An 18011-nucleotide genomic window follows, 5' to 3' on the forward strand; every position below is an offset into this window, starting at 1 on the left:
CGGGCGGGCGGCTCCGCGAACCGGCGATGGTCCGCGTGGGGGGAGCGCACGCCAACAACTCACAGACTCGATGGGCTCATGTGCCACACGAGTACTCGGGAATCCTAGGGACGCGAGGCCCCCCGGTGCCCGGGCATACGACCAGATAACCATTCCGAATCGGAATCGTTATCACACACGATGAGCCGGTCGACAAATCGCTACAACGCAAGGTCAACCCGCAGTTACCAGCCGGTGTTTCGCGCCCGCTTCCTTCCCCTTCACGGCCTCTGCGGGCACTGCGACGCCTTCGGCCGTTTCTCCCGCTTCCACCCCCGGCACGGCCGCCCCCTCCCCCACCGCCTCCGCCACCGCCGTCGTCCACGGGTCGGCCCCGGGGACGCGGGCACGATCGGCACCGGACGCGGTACCCGGTGGCGGCTCCTGGCCCGGCCGCGACCGCTGTTCCGTCCTCACCGCGCGCCGGAAGGCCGCCGTCCCCCGGTTCAGGTCATGGCCCACGGCCAGCGCGTCCACGTCCACGAAGGTCTTGCGCTGCCCCTCCCGCTCGTCCTCCCGCACCCGCAACCGGCCCTGTACCACCAGCGGTTCCCCGACCGAGACCGAGGCCGCGAGGTTGGCCGCGAGCGAACGCCAGGCCGACACCGTGTAGAAGCTGGTGCTCCCGTCGACCCAGGCTCCCCGCTCCCGGTCCCAGCGGCGCGCGGTCACCGCGAAACGGAACCGGGCCATCCCGCCCGTCACCGTGTCCCGGTACTCCACCGCCGTCGCCACATTGCCGACGAGCGTCACGGTCGTGTCGTTCATGGTCCGCCCCCATCTGTGCCCGCGAGGCCTGTCCTCCGGATGGACACCATGCTGGAACGGACCGGCACGTCCCGCTCGCGCCTGTGGACAACTCCGCGCCGGGGGACAACCCGCTCGCCCGGACAGGTGAACCGGGGCGAGAACGGGGCACTCTGACACGACGGCACCGGCCGACTCCGGCCGGCGCGCCCGCGCCTAACGCGCCCGCGCCCCCGCCCGCGTGGCGCCGAACCGCGTCGTACCGAAGCGGCTCCCGCCCACGATGCGGGCCGGCGGCCGCGTACCCACCACCGTGGCGTACTGCTCGCGCACCTCCCGGTACCGCACCAGCTCGGCGGCGACCGGGTCGAGCACCCGGGCCCGGCCGCAGGCGGCGGCCGCCTCGCGCAGACGGCGCTCGGCCTCCTGCCCGTACCGGCGGGCCGGCCCCTTCACGGCGCCCTCGCAGGCCCATTCGACGAGCGGACCGCCCGCGATGCCGGCGGTCATCACGAGGACCGGCGGAAGCAGTCCCGGCTCCAGGACGCCGACGACCTGCCCCAGCAGCCAGAGCGCGCCGAAGATCTGCAGGAGCGTCATCAGCGCCTGGACGAGGACGGCCGCGGGCCACCACGCGGGCCGGGGCGGCCGGGCCGCCGGGTCCCCCATGGAGACGGCGAGTTCGTCCAGGGCCTCGGGGAGTCCGTCCGCGCCGCGCGCCGCCGCCTCGCGCACCGCCTGCGCCCACGGCGCCGGGAGCCCGCGCGAGGCGTCGTCGGCGACGATCCGCACGGCCTGTTCGACGCGCTGGCGCGCCGTCAGCTCGTCCTCGACCGGGGAGACGAGGCGCGGGTCGGTGGAACCGTGCGCGCGCAACCGCTCGTACCAGCGGTAGAGCCGCAGCCAGGGGGTGCCGCAGGCGCGGATGGCGCCCCGGCGCCAGACCCGCTCGGCGGCCTCGCCCGCGGCCTGGGCGCCGACGGCGACGGCGAGCCGGTCGGTGAAGGCGTCCCGGGAGCGTTCGTCGAGGCCGGAGCGTCCCTCGGTGACGTACGCCGGGCGCAACCGGGTGGCGGCGGCGTCGACGTCGGCGGCGAGCCGGCGCGCGGGGGCGGTCTTCTCCTGGACGAACCGGGCGACGAGTTCGCGCAGTTCGGGGACGCCCTCGCCGGTCAGGGCGGAGAGGGCGAGGACGGTGGCGCCGGGTTCGCCGTGTTCGCCGAGCGCCATGCCGTCCTCGTCCAGGAGGCGGCGCAGGTCGTCCAGGACGAGGTCGGTGGCCTCGGTGCCGAGCCGGTCGATCTGGTTGAGGACGACGAAGGTGACCTCGGCGTGCCCGGCGAGCGGGCGCAGATAGCGCTCGTGGAGGATCGCGTCGGCGTACTTCTCGGGGTCCACCACCCAGATGACGCCGTCCACGAGGCCGAGGACCCGGTCGACCTGGTCGCGGTGGGAGGTGACGGCCGAGTCGTGGTCGGGCAGGTCGACGAGGACGAGGCCCTGGAGACCGGTGTCGGCGGCCCCGCCCGCGAGGGGCCGGCGGCGCAGCCGGTTGGGGACGGCGAGCCGGTCGAGCAGTCCGGCGGCGCCCTCGGACCAGCTGAGCGCGAGGGGGGCGGAGGTGGTGGGGCGGCGCAGCCCGGTCTCGGAGACGGGGACGCCGGCGAAGGCGTTGAAGAGCGTGGACTTGCCGCTCCCGGTGGGTCCGGCGATGGCGATGACGGTGTGCCGGGAGGAGAGCCGCTGGCGGGCGGCGGCCTCGTCGAGGACCCGCCCGGCCTCGGCGAGGACGTCGCCCTCGACGCGGGCGCGGGACAGCCCGACGAGTTCGTGGAGGGCGTCGAGGCGGGCGCGGAGGGGGCCGTCGAAGTGCCCGCCGAGGGGAGGCAGCGTCTCCTCCTCGCCGTCCGCTCCCCCGTCCGTCTCCCGGCCGGTCCCGCCCGGGGCCTCCTTCTCCAGGGCGACGGCGCGTTCGGCCGCGCGGCGCGCGATCAGCCCGTCGTCCCAGCGGCCGCGGTCGGGGTCTTCCCCGCGGCCGCCGTCCGGTCGTCCACGGCGTCCGCTGCCGCCGCCCGCGCGCTCCCGCACCCGCCCGGAATCCCCTTCACGGCCGCCGTCCGCGCGCTCGCGGTCCCGTCCGGACCCTCCTTCGCGCACCCGTCCGGACCCTCCTTCGCGGCCCCGTCCGGACCCTCCTTCGTGGTCCCGGGCGGCGTTCTTCTCCCGGCTGTCGTCCAGCAGCACGTCACTTCTCCTTCTGCAGTACGGAGAGCGCGGCGATCAGCTCCGCCTGCGGCTCGGGGGTCACGTCGAGCGCGTCGAGGGGGGCGAGGCGCCGGTCGCGCTCGGCGCGCAGCACGCGGTCGACGTACGAGAGGACCAGTTCGCCGCCCTTGTCGCGGAGCCGCAGGGCGGTCCGGGCGCCGAGGAGCTCGGCGAGGCGTTCGCCGGCGGGCCGGGCGCGGCGCCCGCCGAGGAGGGAGGCGGCGAGCAGGGCGGCGACGGTGTCGGCCTCGGGGAGGACGCCGCGGGCGCCGGCGGGGCGCTCCACGTTCCTCACCTCGTCCTCGGCCAGCTCTTCGAGGACGCGGCGCCAGCGGCGCACCTCCACGCCGATCCGTTCCCCGGTCTCCCGGTCGGCGCAGGTCCGCACCGGGCCGAGGGCGTCGGCGGCGGGTTCGTGGCGCCAGCCGTCCCGGACGCGTTCCTCGGCGGCGGAGACGGCGCAGTGGAGGAGGGCGGCGAGGGATTCGGCGAGGGCGTCCAGGAGTTCCTCGGAGGTGCTGTCGCGGGGGTAGGCGCGCCAGCGGGCGCGGGCGTCGCCGGCGAGGACGGCACCGCGACCGAGCTGCTTGCGCACCCGCCCGCCCTGCTCGCGGTAGGCGGCCTCGACCACGCCGCCGAGGCGGACGGCGGTGGCGTACTGGGCGGCGACCGCGGCGGCCAGCTCGGGCAGCCGGACGTCGAGGGAGTCGATGACGCCGGAGGCGGTCCGGTCGGCGGCCTGCTGGTGGGCCGCGGGGTCCCCGGCGCGGTGGGCGAGCCAGCCGCGCAGGGCGGCGACGGCGCTGTCGGGCAGCAGTCCGCTGCCGCCGCCGGTCGACTCGGGCAGCTCGGGGATGGTGAAGCGGGGCACGTCGCCGAGCCCCGCCCTGTCGAGCAGCGCCCCGTACTGGCGGGAGACCTCGCCGATGACCTGGTGGGGGACGCGGTCGAGGACGGTGACGAGGGTGACGTCGTACTCCTTGGCGGTGCGGAGCAGGTGCCAGGGCACGGCGTCGGCGTACCGGGAGGCGGTGGTGACCATGACCCAGATGTCGGCGGCGCAGATCAGCTCGGAGGCGAGGAGACGGTTCTCCACGACGAGGGAGTCGATGTCGGGGGAGTCCAGCAGGGCGAGGCCCCGGGGCACGGCGGAGGCCGTCTCGACGCGCAGGGCGTTCTCCTCGGGGGCGGGTTCCTCGACGGGGTGGTCCTCGTCGGTCTGGGGCAGCCACACGCGGGTGAGCTGCGAGAGGACGCGCGTTCCCGCGAACCAGTGGTGGTCCTCGGGGTGGCACACGAGGACGGGCGTCCGGGTGGTCGGCCTGAGCACGCCGGCCTCGCTGACGCGCCGTCCCACAAGGGAGTTGACGAGGGTGGACTTCCCGGCCCCGGTGGAACCGCCGACGACGGCGAGGAGCGGGGCGCCCGGGTCCTTCAGGCGGGGGACCAGGTAGTCGTCGAGCTGGGCCAGCAGTTCGGCCCGGTTCTGGCGGGCGCGTGGTGCGTCGGGGAGGGGGAGGGGGAGGCGCACGGCGGCGACACGGTCGCGCAGGGCGGAGAGTGCGTCGATCAGCTGAGGCCGTTCGTCCAAGGTCACCACATGCGAAGAATGCCCAATTTACGAGTGTTTTTGAAGCGTATGGGGGTCCTGCGCGCCGGGGAAAAGGACGGTGACCGGAACCTCGGGCATAACGAGTGCACAACACCCGCCCCGAGCGATGCGAAAAGCGCTGCGCAAATCGCACCTGCCTGCGATTATCGTTCCGCTTCACCGAACCTCCACATCGTGCCACGCAGGTGAAGCAACCGGGCCAAGGCGATCGGAGCCCTATCCTTGTCCCGGCGAGGCCACACCCCACCCACCAGGGGCTCCGGCCGCACGATCACCACCGGCCCCCGTAGCTCAGTGGATAGAGCAGGCGCCTTCTAAGCGCTTGGCCGCAGGTTCGAGTCCTGCCGGGGGCGCAAGATCGGGACCCTCCCTCGGGAGGGTCCTTTTACTGGTCGGGGCGGTTTTCGGCCGGGGACGAGGGGGCCGGAACGGGCGGCCCCGGCGGCTTGATCCATCCGCCTGGAACCGGTCGGAAGCGGCCTTCGGCGGCCGGACGGCCCGAAAACGGCCCGAAGTTCCGGGACAGCCGTCCGACAGGGCCGAGTGGACAAATCGGCATTCGGGTTGAATCCACGATCGTGCCCGGATCATCCTTAGCGTCATGTCCCTCGCCGCCGCACCCGACGTGTCACACCTGGCCGACTACGCGTACGACTGGGCTCTGGTCGACGTGGAGACGTCCGGCCTGATCGCCCGGCGTGACCGGATCCTCTCGATCGCGGTGCTGACCTTCGGGCCGGACGGGACCCAGACCGACGAGTACTCCACCCTGCTGAACCCCGGCTGCGACCCCGGCCCCGTGCACATCCACGGCCTGACCGCGGAACGGCTGAGCGGCGCCCCGACCTTCGAGCAGGTAGCCGGACGGATCGGAGCGCTCCTGCAGGACCGCGTCATGGTGGCCCACAACGCACAGTTCGACTACGACTTCCTGGCCCATGAATTCGCCCGCGCCCGGCTCTATCTCCCCGTCACCCAGCGGCTGTGCACCCTGGCGTTGAACCGGCGCGTGGAGCCGCCTTCCGTCGACCTCAGCCTGGCGTCGCTGGCCGCCCACTACGGCGTGCCGCAGACCCGCGCCCATGACGCGCTGGACGACACGCGCGTCCTCGCGGGGATCTTCCGGTCTTCCCTCTCCGAAGCCGCACGGCTGGACGTCCCGTTGCCACTGGTGTCCTGCCCCCCTCGGCAGGATCCACAGTTCGCGCCCAATCCACCGAAGACTCCATGCGCCTACCGGAACCCCGGTCGCCTGGCACCCGGCGGTCCGCTCGTCCAGGGCATGAAGATCGCCATCACGGGCGAGACGGCGACGTCCCGGGCCGAGCTGGTGGCCCGGGCCGTCACCGCCGGCCTGAACATCATGTCGTCGGTCAGTCGGCACACCAGCGCTCTCGTCACCAATGACACCGCCTCGGGCTCGGCGAAGGCGCGGCGCGCGGTCACCGAAGGCGTCACGGTCATCGACGAGCACGCGTTCCTCAAGCTGCTGGGAGAGGTGCGTCCCGGAACACCGCACGAAAATCAGACTCCGAAGAAGACCCCGGTAGCGGCGGCCCCGTCCACACCGCCCACTACGCCGACGTCGTCCCCCGCCGCGACCGCGGTTGTCGCGGACGTGCCTGCGCCCAGGCAGCCCGAACCCAGGCATTCCGCCAAGCCGTTCGGCCGTCGGCGGATCCTGATCCTGGGCGGCACCCACGAGGAGGCGTCCGCTGCCCGGGCCAGAGTCGTCGAGCTGGGTGGGACCGCCGCGATCAACCTCTCGGCGAGCGTCACCGACGTCGTCCTCTTGCCCGGGGGCGAACTCGACCGCCGCATGCCCCGCATCACCGCGTTGGAGCTTCCGGTCCACGCACACGGATGGCTCGGTGCCCCCGTCTCCGAGCCGCCCGACGTCCCCACCCAGGACGGTGCGGTGACCGATGTCCTGCCGCGCGGCGGAGTCGTCGACCTCCCCGCACTTCCCCCCGTCGACCACTGGCACGTGAGTGCCTCCTGGGCACAGCAGACGAACTGTGAGGTCGATGTCGTCGCCTTCGTCCTCGACGGGGACGAGCAAGCCTCCTGCGACGGGGACTTCGTCTTCTACAGCGCGCCGGAAAGTCCCGACGGAGCCGTCCGTCTCCTCTGTGACGGTCCGACGGAGCAGACCATCGCCATCGACCTCGCGGCACTGCCTCCCGCCGCCCACAGGATCGCGATCGCCGCCGCCATCGACGGTGCCGCCACCTTCGGGGACATCGGAGCGGTCCAGATGACCCTCGCACCGGGTGTGGATGCTCCGGCCACGGCCCGAGCCACCCTGGACGCCGCCACCAGCGAACGCACCCTGCTCCTCGCCGAGATCTACCGCCGGGGCCCGAGGTGGCGCTTCCGCGCCGTCGGCCAGGGCTACGACCATGATCTGGAAACCCTCGTACGCGGATACGGGGTCGACGTGGAGTAATCCTCGTCGCCTGCCAGGCGTGTGCCGGAAGTGGCGTCGTCTGCCCGGAGGGCAGGCCCGGCGGCGCCCGGTGCGTGCGATCGCAAGGCGGAGGGCCGCCCCGGTACCGGCTGTACCGGGGCGATGCGGCAACGCGACCGGAGGCACCCCCGCGCCCGAAGGGCCACGGGGGAGCGCGCCGGTGCGGCGCCGACGACGGCACGGGACCGCTGTCCACCGTTCACACCGCCGGATCCGCCGGCGGCCGGAAGGACGTCCTCCCCTACGGCGCCAGGTCCGGGTAACGCCCCCTGCGAGGAACGGCATCGGGGCGAACGTCCGTCGGCCCGCCTCCGGACAGGCCTGGTCAGGCACGCGGCGAGGCGCTCGCCCCCGTGAGGGACCCCGTCGGTCGAAGATCCCGGGCCGGGGTTCCCCGGCGCCGCCCCCGGCTGATCGTTCCGACGCATACGCTTCGGCGATGAACCCTGACCTCCTCACCCGGGTCGATGTGGATGCGGCTCTCGGTCTTGCCGGTCCAGACGGCCAGGCAGTCCCGGTTCCCGGCGCAATGGTCGTTGCCGGCCCTTCGTCGACGGTGATCATCGCTGACCCCGGCGGCGCGGCGGGAAGCAGTGGCGTATGGAGCGATCAGGAGTTCCGTCTGGTCGGTCCGGCCCCTGCTGCGGTCACCTCACGCTTCATGGGGCCCACGCCCTTCACCGCGGCGGACGCACCTCCACAGCCGCCCGTACACCTCTTCGTCCGGCTTGACGGCAGCTGCCTGTACCTCGGCGTCGTTCAGGTCTCATGGTGCGAAGCGAGTGAGGGCGTGATCCTCCGCTGCCACCTGCGGATCAGTCCACCACTGAGCCGCGAGGTCCTCGACCGGGTCCGGCCAACGGCCGCGGCGTCTCCGATCCCGCCCGTGGACTGGCTCGACGACGTGCAGACGAACACCGGTCGGGCCCTCGAGCGCTTCCTGACGACTTGGTACCCGGCAACCCGCTCCCAGGAGCCGGTCGCCGACACGTCCGATTCCGTCCCGCGAGCACTGGCCGACTTCTACCGCCTCGCCGTGCGGCGTCCGGCCGTCCTCGGCCGCCACCATCGCATCAAACCGGTCAACGGGATACATCCCGATCGCAGCGGCCGGTACCTCGTCTTCGGCGTCGAGTGTCAGGGCGGCTGGACCTGGGCGATCCCCTGGGAGCCAGGGTCGATCGACACCGATCCCACCGTATGGTTCGAAGACAGCCGTCCGGTGCCCGAGCCGGAACCACTGAGCAGGTTCCTGCTGCAGTTCTCCCTGTACGAGGCCGCGATCTCCGCCGACTACCAGGCCGGTTGCGGCAACCTTCCCCGTGATTTCCTTCCGGCACTCGAAGGCTGCCTCCAGCGCGTTCCCCTGCGGCCGTTCCTGTTGCCCGCCGACGCGCCCACGGACTTCCTGGTCGGCCGCGGCCTTGTCGCGAGCATCGGCCCGAGCGGGGAGGAGGGGAAGATCGACGTCTGGATCGGCGCTTCTCACCGCAGTGCGCTGAAGCCGCTCGATCGGCTCGGCATCCCCTGGCGGTGTTTCGACGGGTGACGGGCCCCCGGGAGCAGTGCCACGTCCGGACACACGCACGTCTCCCACTCCCACACGCCGAACCACATGACATCGAACGGGCTCCCTCCCCGGACCGCCGGATACGGTGCCGCCGCGTCCTTCGGACCGGACGCCGAGGTGCACGGCCGAGAACAACGCCCGTACTCCTCGCGCAGCTACGAGCTACGAGCTACGAGCTACGAGCTACGAGCTACGAGCAAGGATCTTCAGCGTTGCCTCTTGAGGGTGGGGACGGCCCCGGCGCCGTCGGGGGTGGAGACGGGTTCCGTCAGGGCCGAAGACGGTCGCCGGACAGTCGGTGGCGAGTCCCCCGCCGCGCCCCCGGAAGACGCGGATGCCTCTGGGCGATCCCGAGGGCGGTCCGCGGGGAAGCACGACGCTCCTGGGCGCCGGTGCACCGGGCAGCGGCCGGGGGTCCTTCGGCATACGGGGCGGGGCGCAGGCCCGCAGGGGTTGTTCCCCGCGCGACTCGCTGGAGACCGTTCGCTCGCATCGAGCGGTCGCACCCCCGCGCGGACCGGTCGGACCGAAGCCAGGGGGCCGGGCCCCTCACCTCCTTCCTCTTCTCCGGCCCCGGCGGCACCGCCCCAGGGCCGACGGCCGTCAGGGCCCTCCGATCCCCCGGAGAAGGCCGAAGGAGGCGCCGGGGACTTCGCCGCCCGGTTCCAGGTGCGCCGGCAGGCCCGACGGCGGACGGGCCGCAGTGACCGCCGCTGAAGTGATCCGCGCCACTCCCTGTCACAGGGGACGGCCGGGCGGTGTCTTGAGGTCGAACCCCCTGGAGCGGAGGAGACATCGTGACCCGGAACAACGGAACCAGTGGAATCAGCGGAAACACCGGGAACACCGGGAACACCGGGAACACCGGGAACACCGGGAACATTGAGAACACCGGTACCGCTGGGAAGACCAATAAGGCCGAGAACACCCAGAACGCCGAGGCCGCCGGACGCATCGGCGTGGTCGTGGTCGGCGGCGGGTACGCCGGTGTCATGGCGGCCAACCGCCTGACGCTGCGCGGCGACGTGGCGGTGACGCTCGTCAACCCCCGGCCCTCGTTCGTGCACCGGGTACGCCTGCACCAGCTGGCGGGCGGGACCGGTGAGGCGGTCGTGGAGTACCGGGAAGTGCTGGGCGAACGGGTCCGCCTTGTGGTGGACACCGCCGTACGGATCGACGCGGCCGGGCGCACCGTGACGCTGGCGGACGGCGGGACCGTCGGCTACGACTACCTGGTCTACGCCGTGGGCAGCGGGAGCGCCGATCCGCAGGTGCCCGGAGCGGCCGAGTTCGCCCATCCGCTCGCCACCCTGGAAGAGGTGGAGCGACTGCGGCCCGCGCTCGGCGCCGCGCCCGCGACGGCCCCGGTGGTCGTGGTCGGGGGCGGCCCGACCGGCATCGAGACCGCCGCCGAGCTGGCGGGGGCCGGACGCCCCGTGACCCTCGTCTGCGGCGGGCCCCTCGGACCGTACCTGCACCCCCGGGGCCGGCGGTCCGTGGCCCGGCGGCTGGCCCGGCTCGGAGTGACCGTGCTCGACGGGCCCGGCACGAAGGTGACGGCGGTGGCCCGTGACACCGTGCGGCTCGCCGACGGCCGCGAGCTGCCGAGCGCGGTGACCGTCTGGACGGCCGGGTTCGGGGTGCCGGACCTGGCCGCGCGCAGCGGGCTGAGCACCGACCCCCTCGGACGTCTGCTCACGGACGAGACGCTGACCAGTGTGGACGACCCGCGTGTCGTCGCGGCCGGGGACTCGGCGGCGCCGTCGGGCCTGCCGCTGCGGATGAGCTGCCAGGCCGCGATCCCGCTGGGCGCGCGGGCCGCCGACACGGTGCTCGACCGGATCGCGGGGGAACGGCCCCGGCCGCTGCGCGAGTTGTTCGCCGGCCAGTGCATCAGCCTGGGCCGGAACGACGGCATCTTCCAGTTCGCCCGCGACGACACCGCGATGTGGTTCCACATCGACGGGGGCGCCGGCGCGAAGCTCAAGGAGGCCGTGTGCGCGGGCATCGTGGGGCACCTGGCCGGTGAGGCGGCCCGGCCCGGCTCGTACCGGCTGCACCGCCTCCCGGGCGGGACGAGGCGCCGGCGGCTGCTGCGCGCCGGACGGACGGGGCTTGCCCCGGCGGACCTCCGGCGGAAGGATCTCGCCGCGGACGCCCTTCCGGAGGCCGCCGACGGACGGAGCCGGGCATGAAGGGCACGGGATCGGGCGTGGAGAACACGGGGACGGGCATGGCGGACACCGAACCGGGCGCGGAGGACGCGGGGCCGGAGAACGCGGGGCCGGACAGGAAGGACACCGAACCGGGCGCGGCAGACGCCGAGCCGCGTGGGGAGAGCGCGGGGCCGGGCACGGAGGATGCCCAGCCGCGTGAGGAAGGCGCCGGGCCGGTGATGGAGGAGGGGGCGGTGGCCGCGGCCGGAAGGACGGGGACCGGCGGGGGAACGGACGGCGGGAGGGGCGGAGAGGAGACCGTGGACACGGGTGACCCCACCGTCGATCCCGCGACCGGGGCGTTCGTCGCCCACCGCAACCTGCTCTTCACCGTCGCGTACGAGATGCTGGGATCGGCGGCCGACGCCGAGGACGTCCTCCAGGAGACCTGGCTGCGCTGGATCGAGGTCGACCTGGAGCGGGTGCGCGACCGGCGCGCCTACCTCGTCCGGATCACGACCCGGCAGGCCCTGAACCGGCTGCGCGCGGCGAGCCGCCGCCGGGAGGCGTACGTCGGCCAGTGGCTGCCCGAGCCGCTGCTCACCGCGCCGGACGTGGCCGAGGACGTCGAACTCGCGGAGAGCGTGTCGACGGCGATGATGCTCGTCCTCGAAACGCTGTCGCCGACCGAACGCGCCGTCTTCGTCCTGCGCGAGGTCTTCGGCTTCGAGTACGACGAGATCGCCGCCTCCGTCGGCAAGAGCACCGCCGCCGTCCGCCAGGTCGCACACCGGGCCCGTCTGCACGTCGACGAGCGCCGCCCGCGCCGGGTGGTCTCCCCGCGCGAGGCCCGGGCGGCCACGGAGTCGTTCCGGCGCGCCCTCGAAACACGGGACCTGCAGGGCCTCCTCGACGTGCTCGCCCCCGACGTCGTCCTGGTCAGCGACGGCGGCGGCATCAAGCAGGCGGCGGTACGGCCCGTCGTCGGCGCCGACAAGGTGGCCCGCTTCTACCTCGGCGGCACCCGCAGGACCGGCGTCACCGTCACCTGCGAACCCACCACCGTCAACGGCGGGCCGGCACTCGCGGTCCTCCTGGACGGGGAGTTCGACGGCGTCATGACGATCCGGGTCGAGGACGCGCGCATCACCGCCCTCTACTACGTCCGCAACCCCGAAAAACTGACCCGCGTCGCGTCCGAGACCCCGCTCTCCCTCCGGTGAACCCAGGCCCGCCTGCCCGCCTACCCGCCGGGCGGGAGACGGGTGGGGACCTGGCGGGGACACCCACCGGTCGGCCGCGCCTGGCCAATACCGCCTCGGGGGCAGCTCGTTACCATCGGACCAAGCATCCCGGACAGAATGGAACGAGTCGGCTGGACGACAAGGAGGAGGGCGAGAATGCGCCTTCACCCCCTTATCCGCGTCAAGTCGAGCCTTGGCAAAGTGGGTAAAATTCGCTGCCCTGTTATGTGAAGCCGCAGGTCAGTTCCTGTGGTCCCCGCGCATGCGGGGGTGGTCCCGCCACACGGCCGCGCAACCCGGACGGCAGCCTGTGGTCCCCGCGCATGCGGGGGTGGTCCCGATATCCGCATCCTGCTCGATCGAGCCCGATTGTGGTCCCTGCGCATGCGGGGGTGGTCCCGGCGTCGGGCAGTGGCCCGGCGGCGGCCAGGAGTGGTCCCCGCGCATGCGGGGGTGGTCCCTGCGCCGGGTAGCCCGGGTCGAGGAGCGCGCGGTGGTCCCCACGCATGCGGGGGTGGTCCCGACGTGACGATCTACGTCACGCACTCGCTCCTGTGGTCCCCGCGCATGCGGGGATGGTCCCAGGCCGCCGTCGGCGACCTTGTACACGTCGATGTGGTCCCCGCGCATGCGGGGATGGTCCCCGCACTCGGGCACCGTCGCGGCCCACATGAGTGGTCACCGTGCCGCCTCGGCCGGTGTCGGTCGTCGGCCGGTGGGACCCGGGCCTCCCCTCCCCGCCCCGCCCCGTTCCCCCTCAGCCCGCGAGGGGGTTGCGCAGGAACACCCACCGGTCTCCGGCCCCGGCGGTGGTGTCGAACCGCATCAGGGTGAGGGCCTTCACCGGGAGTTCCGGGGCGAAGAGGGCCGCCCGGTCCTCCGGGGCCGTCCGGAGGGTGTCGCAGGCGCGGCGGGTGGCGGTGGCGACCGTGGACCAGAGGCGGGTCCCGGTCGTCCCGTCCTGTCCGGCGAGGGCGGAGACCAGGCTCGCGAACGTGGTGCCGAAGAGCTGGCCGAGGAGCATCGTCCGGAGCGCCGCCGGATCGTCCTCGACGACCCGGCCGGTGATCCGGGACGTATCGAACCCGTGGCGGGCCAGGCGCGCGGGGTTCAGGCGGACGTCGGCGAGGTCGCGGTAGACGAGGCGGCGGGGGCGGGCGTGGGCGTCGAGGACGACCAGGAGGTTCTGTCCGTGGGCCGCGAGCGCCACGCCCCGTCCCAGGAGCCGTACCAGGGCGGGCACCGCGAGGTCCGCGAAGGCGGCCAGCCAGTCCGCGGCCGTCTCCGGGCGGTCCGTGGGCGCCAGGAGCCTGCGGATCAGGGGCGGTCCGTCGTCGGCGGGGCGCGCGGTGAGGGCCGCCACCGGCACGATCCGCTCCCCCGGTCCCGGGCGCGCGGCCCCGGTCGGCGGTTCGCGCAGCAGGACGGCGAGGTCCGCGCTGGGCTCCCCGTCGACGACGGCCGTCGCCCCGGCCACGTTGCGCGTGATCCGCAGGGTGCCGGACAGGTCCGCCGTCACTTCGGCCAGGAGGGCCGAGACGGGGGCGCTGCCGGCCACCCCGCCCGGTGAGATGTCGCGGACCGCACTGGTCATCCGCAGGCGGAGCGCCGTCTTGAGGTGCGGTCCCCCGCCGAGCGGGGACAGGGTCCGCACGCTCATCAGGGGGCGCGCCGGGATCGCCCCGGTGGCGTACGGCCGGTGCCCCAGTTCCGGCAGGACGTGCGTGCTCTGCCAGGGGTGTACGGGCAGCAGCAGCCGGTCGCCGTCCCGCAGCCGGTCGGGCCACTCCCCCGCGACCCGGCACAGGGCCGCCGGGACCGCCACCAGGTCCAGGCCGACGAGGGGGCGGTGCTCGGGCGCGTACGCGAGTTGTTCCGCCACGGAGAAGCCGGGGCGGCTGCGGCAGCAGGGGTGGTAGGGGTGGCCGTCGACGACGCTCTGTTCCGCGTCCTCCAGGGAGCGCGTCTCCGGGGGCTCCCCCTCCGGGGCCCCTCCCCCGGGTGTTCCGCGGTTCCGTGCCGCGCCCGCCCGGGAGAGCGCCAGCGAGGCCGTGCTGTGGTCCAGTTCGGCGACGAGGGTGCCGGAGCCCGGCAGGCCGAGCGCGGTCATGAGGACGGCCGGATGGGTGTACGCGCGGCCGGCGAGCCGCACGGCCGTCTCCTCGCCCGGCACCACCAGGTCTCTGGCCCCGCGCGGCGGGCCGGTCAGCACCCGGCCGTCGGAGAGTTCCACGCGCCCGGCGTGCCCGTCGCGCGCGGCCGTGCCCGGCAGCGGTTCGTGGAGCAGCGCCCTCCACAGCCTGCCGAGCACCGCCGCCCGCGCGGCCGGCAGCGCCTCGGCGTAGGGGGCCGCGAGGGCCGGGGCCGTCTCCCCGAGTTCGGCGGCGAAGGCCGATTCCAGCCCGGTGGCGAAGAGCGGTTCCGGGCCGGTGCCGAAGGCCGATTCCGGGCCGGTGGCGAAGAGCGGTTCCGGGCCGGTGGCGGCCGCTTCCCGGCCGGTCGCGAAGGCCTCCTCCGGGGTACGGGGTGTCGGGTCGTCGGGGTGCACGAAGGCTCCCTACCCTGCGCAGGATGGTCCCTACCGGCGGGCACCGGTCCGCCGGAACGGACCGGGAAGGCGCTGTCGTGAGTGATGCCGGGGACCGGGCCGACGCCCTGTCGGCCACCGCCCTCCTCAACTGCCTGATCCGCGAAGTGGCCCGGCCGGCGCCGGGCGGGAGCGCCGGTCACCGCGTCCTCCTGCTGCCGGCGACCGGTCGTCTGCTGCGGGTACGGGCCGGCCGGTGGCCCGCCGAGCCCTGTGTCCGCACCCGCGACGGCTGGCTCCCGCTGACCTTCGAGGACCTCGTGGCGCTGACGGCCGGCGAACTCGAACGCGGCACCGGGGTCACCAACGGGGCCCTCCTCGCCGAGATGGCCGGCAGCCGGGACGCCATCGCCGCCCTGGGGGACGCGCGGGCCTCCGCGACCCCGCCGGACGATCCGTACCTGCGGTCGGAGCAGGCGCTGCTCGCCGGTCACCGGTACCATCCGGCGCCCAAGGCCCGGGGGGCGGGCGCGCCCGGGTCCTGGCTGCCCTACGCCCCGGAGGCCCACGCCCGTTTCCCGCTGGAGATGCTCGGCGTGCGGGCCGACGCCGTGGCGGAGGACGGCGACGCGTCGGACCTGGACGCCCTGGTCTCCCGGGCCGTCGCGGACGCCCCGGACGCCCCGGCGGGCCCGGCCGACCCCGGCACCGGGGGCGCCCGGGGCGGGCCGCGCGTCGGGGTCCTCCCGGACGGGTACGTCGCCCTGCCCGCCCACCCCTGGGAGCTCGAACTCCTCGGCGACGTGCCCGCCTTCCGCGACGGGCGGCTGGTGCGGCTGGGGACCGGGACGGAGCGGGCCGTGCCGACCTCCTCCGTGCGGACGGTGTACCTGCCGGACACGGACCTGTTCTGCAAGTTCGGCCTGGACGTGCGGATCACCAACGCGAACCGGCGGCTCGAACTGCGCGACCTGCGGTGGCTGCGGACGGTCCGCGACCTCCTCGCGCCGGTCTTCGACGGGATGCCTGCGGCGTCCGTCCTCGCGGACCGGGGGTACCGCACCGCCGACCTCGGCGGGCGCCGCGCCTACGAGGGGTTCGCGGTCGTCGTGCGGGAAGGGCTGCGGTCCCACCTGCCGCCCGGGGTGACGCCGCTGCTCGCCGCGGGCGTCGCCGAGGGCTTCCCCGGCGATCCGCTCGACGGGCTGACCCCGGAGCGCGCCCTCCTCTGGTGGCGGGGCTACCTCGACCTGCTGGTGCCGCCCGTACTGCGCGCCTGGCAGCGGCACGGCCTGGTGATCGAGTGCCACCTGCAGAACGTCCTCGTCGGCGTGGACGGGTCCGGCCTGCCCGCGCGGGTGGTCTTCCGCGACCACGAGGGGGTGCGGCTCGTCGCCGAGCGGCACCGCGGCCTCCTCGAACGGCGGGGGCCGTCCGCCCCCGCCCTGCGCGCCGCCGACGCCTGGGAGCGGCTGGTGTACTGCCTGGTGACGAACAACCTCTCCGGGATCGCCGGCGCCCTCGCCGACCGCTGCCCGGACCGTCGGGGGCTGGAGGCCGGACTCTGGGCGTCGGCCCGGGCGGTGTTCGCCGGGTACGCGGCGGAACACGGCGGTCCGGCGGAGCTGCGCGCGCTGCTCGACGCGCCCCACGTGCCCGCCAAGGCCAACCTGCTGTTGCGCTGGCTGGACGCGGACGGGGCCGACGCCCGTTACGTGCCGCTGGCCAATCCGCTGCGTGGGGGCGCCTCCCGGTAGGAGGCGCCCCCACGGGACGGAGGCCGACGAAAGTCCACGGGACCGGCGGGAGTCCACGGAACCGGCGGGCGGCGCGGTGCGCGGGCCGGCGGACGGGGCGGTTCAGCGGACGGGGCGGTTCAACGAACGGGGCGGTTCAGCCTCACCTCGACGAGGGTGGTCTCCACGCCGCTGTCGACCAGCCGGCCCCGGGCGTCGAAGGCCCCGGGGCCGTCCGTCATCCCGAAGTCGTTGTCGTTGAGGAGGACGAGGGTCGAGGAGCCCCTGACGGCGACGCCCTCGATCTTGCCGGGGACGCCGTTCACCGTGGTGAGGTCGATCACCAGGTCCTTCTCCAGGACCACGCGCGCCGCCGCCCGGTCGTCGAGCTGCTCCAGGGTGGGCGCGTTCGCGGTGTCCCGGACGGAGCCCAGGATGTCGTCGGAGCGGCGGAGGCGGACCTCGTAGAGGCGGGCGGCCCTGTCGGTGCGCTCCTGGACGAGGAGGCGGTCGCCGCCGAGCGCGACGAGCGCGGACAGCTTCAGTTCGGAGGTCTTGGTCTGGCCGGGCTCGACCGTGCCGACCGGGTCGAAGCGGTAGGCGTACTCGGCGGTGACCCGCTGTGCGCGCGGGGAGAAGCGCAGCAGGCGGGTGGTGCGGGACTCCTCGCCGGTGGCCTTGTCGGGGTTGAGCAGCGGGCTCTGCAGACCGAGGACGAGGTCGCCGCCGGGGAGCAGGGCGAGTCCTTCGAAGCCGCGGTTGACCTTGCGCTGGAGGAAGACCGCCGGCAGCGACTCGACCACCGGGTAGTCGGCGCCGGTGAGGTTCAGGCCCTTGGGGACGTGGCGGGCGAGGACCCGGCCCTTCGCGGAGACGTGGACGAGGGACGGCCCGTACTCGTCGGCCAGCCAGAAGCTGCCGTCCCGGTCCCGCACGACGCCCTCGGTGTCGAGGCCGTTCGGGTCGTACGGGAGCGGGGTGGAGGCGTCGTGGGTGTACGGGGCCTCGTCGCGGCCGGGCTGGTTGGGCAGGCCGGTCACGGGGGCGCCGTGGGAGGTGGTGATCGGGACGGCCTCCAGGACGCGGAGGCGGCCGCCGGTGGCGCGGACCTTCACGAGGGCCGGGTCGAAGCCGGGCACGGGGAAGGTGCGGCGCTTGTCCTTGCCGACGGCTATCTGGCCGTTGGGGCCCCGGTCGGTGACGGTCCAGTACTCGCCGGGCCGCTCGGCCGGGTAGAGGTCGCTGCCGATGCCGCCGAGGTCCACGCCCCGGTCGTCGGTGACGCTGCCCCGGATCAGGGCGTTGCTGAAGGCGGACAGCGGGATGTCGGGCAGGGTCGCGGTGGAGACGACGCGGCCTGCGGGAGCGGGGTGGCCGCGGTGCGCCGGCGCCCCGTCCGCCGTCCCCCCGGCCACCGTGAGGGCGAGCGCGGCGGACAGCGGCAGGACCGCGGCGGCGGGTCGGCGGCGCAGGAGGCGCGGAATCATCTGGGTGAACTCCCTCGTACACATGGTGGTCGCCGGTGAAGGCGGGCCCATGGTCCATTTCCGGCCACAACGCGGGGCGACGCGTCCGCGACGCCGGGGCGAGCCCTGGGTGAACGCCCGGGGGCGGCGCGGGTCCGGGCCGGGCGGCGAGGACCGGC

9 protein-coding genes, 1 tRNA gene, 1 pseudogene and 1 CRISPR repeat array are annotated in these 18011 nt (G+C 74.4%); of the genes and pseudogenes, 6 read left to right on the plus strand and 5 right to left on the minus strand.

The window, feature by feature from the left end; genetic code table 11:
* Nucleotides 1-444: 444 nt before the first annotated feature.
* The 3 genes and pseudogenes from ACZ3IL_RS07940 to ACZ3IL_RS07950 all read right to left on the minus strand — a co-directional run.
* Nucleotides 445-807, minus strand: a pseudogene (locus ACZ3IL_RS07940) (single-stranded DNA-binding protein); the annotation flags it as partial.
* A gap of 195 nt (nt 808-1002) precedes the next feature.
* Nucleotides 1003-3030, minus strand: a complete 2028-nt coding sequence (locus tag ACZ3IL_RS07945) for a GTPase (RefSeq protein WP_467387726.1) — start codon at nt 3028-3030, stop codon at nt 1003-1005.
* A 1-nt stretch (nt 3031) separates the two neighbouring features.
* On the minus strand, nt 3032-4651 hold the full coding sequence (locus tag ACZ3IL_RS07950; protein WP_467387728.1) for a dynamin family protein: 1620 nt from the start codon (nt 4649-4651) through the stop codon (nt 3032-3034).
* 292 nt (nt 4652-4943) lie between these two features.
* On the opposite strand from ACZ3IL_RS07950, the gene ACZ3IL_RS07955 reads away from it, so the two are divergent.
* The 5 genes from ACZ3IL_RS07955 to ACZ3IL_RS07975 all read left to right on the plus strand — a co-directional run bounded on the left by ACZ3IL_RS07955 (nt 4944) and on the right by ACZ3IL_RS07975 (nt 12082).
* Nucleotides 4944-5016 (plus strand) — tRNA-Arg (locus ACZ3IL_RS07955).
* A 248-nt stretch (nt 5017-5264) separates the two neighbouring features.
* Nucleotides 5265-7112, plus strand: coding sequence for a TerD family protein (locus ACZ3IL_RS07960; RefSeq protein ID WP_467387729.1), 1848 nt, complete (start codon nt 5265-5267; stop codon nt 7110-7112).
* Nucleotides 7113-7572: 460 nt separating this feature from the next.
* On the plus strand, nt 7573-8682 hold the full coding sequence (locus ACZ3IL_RS07965) for a hypothetical protein (protein WP_467387731.1): 1110 nt from the start codon (nt 7573-7575) through the stop codon (nt 8680-8682).
* 974 nt (nt 8683-9656) lie between these two features.
* Entirely contained in the window at nt 9657-10898 is a 1242-nt protein-coding gene (locus ACZ3IL_RS07970; protein WP_467388205.1) for an NAD(P)/FAD-dependent oxidoreductase, read from the plus strand.
* A 200-nt stretch (nt 10899-11098) separates the two neighbouring features.
* Nucleotides 11099-12082: an RNA polymerase sigma-70 factor gene (locus tag ACZ3IL_RS07975; RefSeq protein WP_467388207.1), complete on the plus strand. Its 984-nt coding sequence runs from the start codon at nt 11099-11101 to the stop codon at nt 12080-12082.
* A gap of 269 nt (nt 12083-12351) precedes the next feature.
* A CRISPR array of direct repeats spans nt 12352-12747; the repeat unit is 30 nt; unit sequence TGTGGTCCCCGCGCATGCGGGGATGGTCCC.
* Between the two features lie 113 nt (nt 12748-12860).
* On the opposite strand, the gene ACZ3IL_RS07980 is transcribed toward ACZ3IL_RS07975, so the two are convergent.
* Nucleotides 12861-14651, minus strand: a complete 1791-nt coding sequence (locus ACZ3IL_RS07980) for an IucA/IucC family protein (protein WP_467387733.1) — start codon at nt 14649-14651, stop codon at nt 12861-12863.
* A gap of 77 nt (nt 14652-14728) precedes the next feature.
* On the opposite strand from ACZ3IL_RS07980, the gene ACZ3IL_RS07985 reads away from it, so the two are divergent.
* A complete protein-coding gene (locus ACZ3IL_RS07985; protein ID WP_467387735.1) occupies nt 14729-16387 on the plus strand; it encodes an IucA/IucC family protein in 1659 nt (552 codons plus the stop codon).
* 119 nt (nt 16388-16506) lie between these two features.
* Here the strand turns inward: ACZ3IL_RS07985 and ACZ3IL_RS07990 are convergent, their stop codons facing one another.
* Nucleotides 16507-17853: an esterase-like activity of phytase family protein gene (locus ACZ3IL_RS07990; RefSeq protein ID WP_467387737.1), complete on the minus strand. Its 1347-nt coding sequence runs from the start codon at nt 17851-17853 to the stop codon at nt 16507-16509.
* Nucleotides 17854-18011: the final 158 nt, after the last annotated feature.

This window comes from Streptomyces sp. NPDC014907 (assembly GCF_055562975.1).

Coding starts and splice junctions, on each gene's coding strand:
- ACZ3IL_RS07965 (WP_467387731.1), top strand. CDS start 7,573: ATGAACCCTGACCTCCTCACCCGGGTCGATGTGGATGCGGCTCTCGGT.
- ACZ3IL_RS07960 (WP_467387729.1), top strand. CDS start 5,265: ATGTCCCTCGCCGCCGCACCCGACGTGTCACACCTGGCCGACTACGCG.
- ACZ3IL_RS07975 (WP_467388207.1), top strand. CDS start 11,099: ATGGAGGAGGGGGCGGTGGCCGCGGCCGGAAGGACGGGGACCGGCGGG.
- ACZ3IL_RS07990 (WP_467387737.1), bottom strand. CDS start 17,853: ATGATTCCGCGCCTCCTGCGCCGCCGACCCGCCGCCGCGGTCCTGCCG.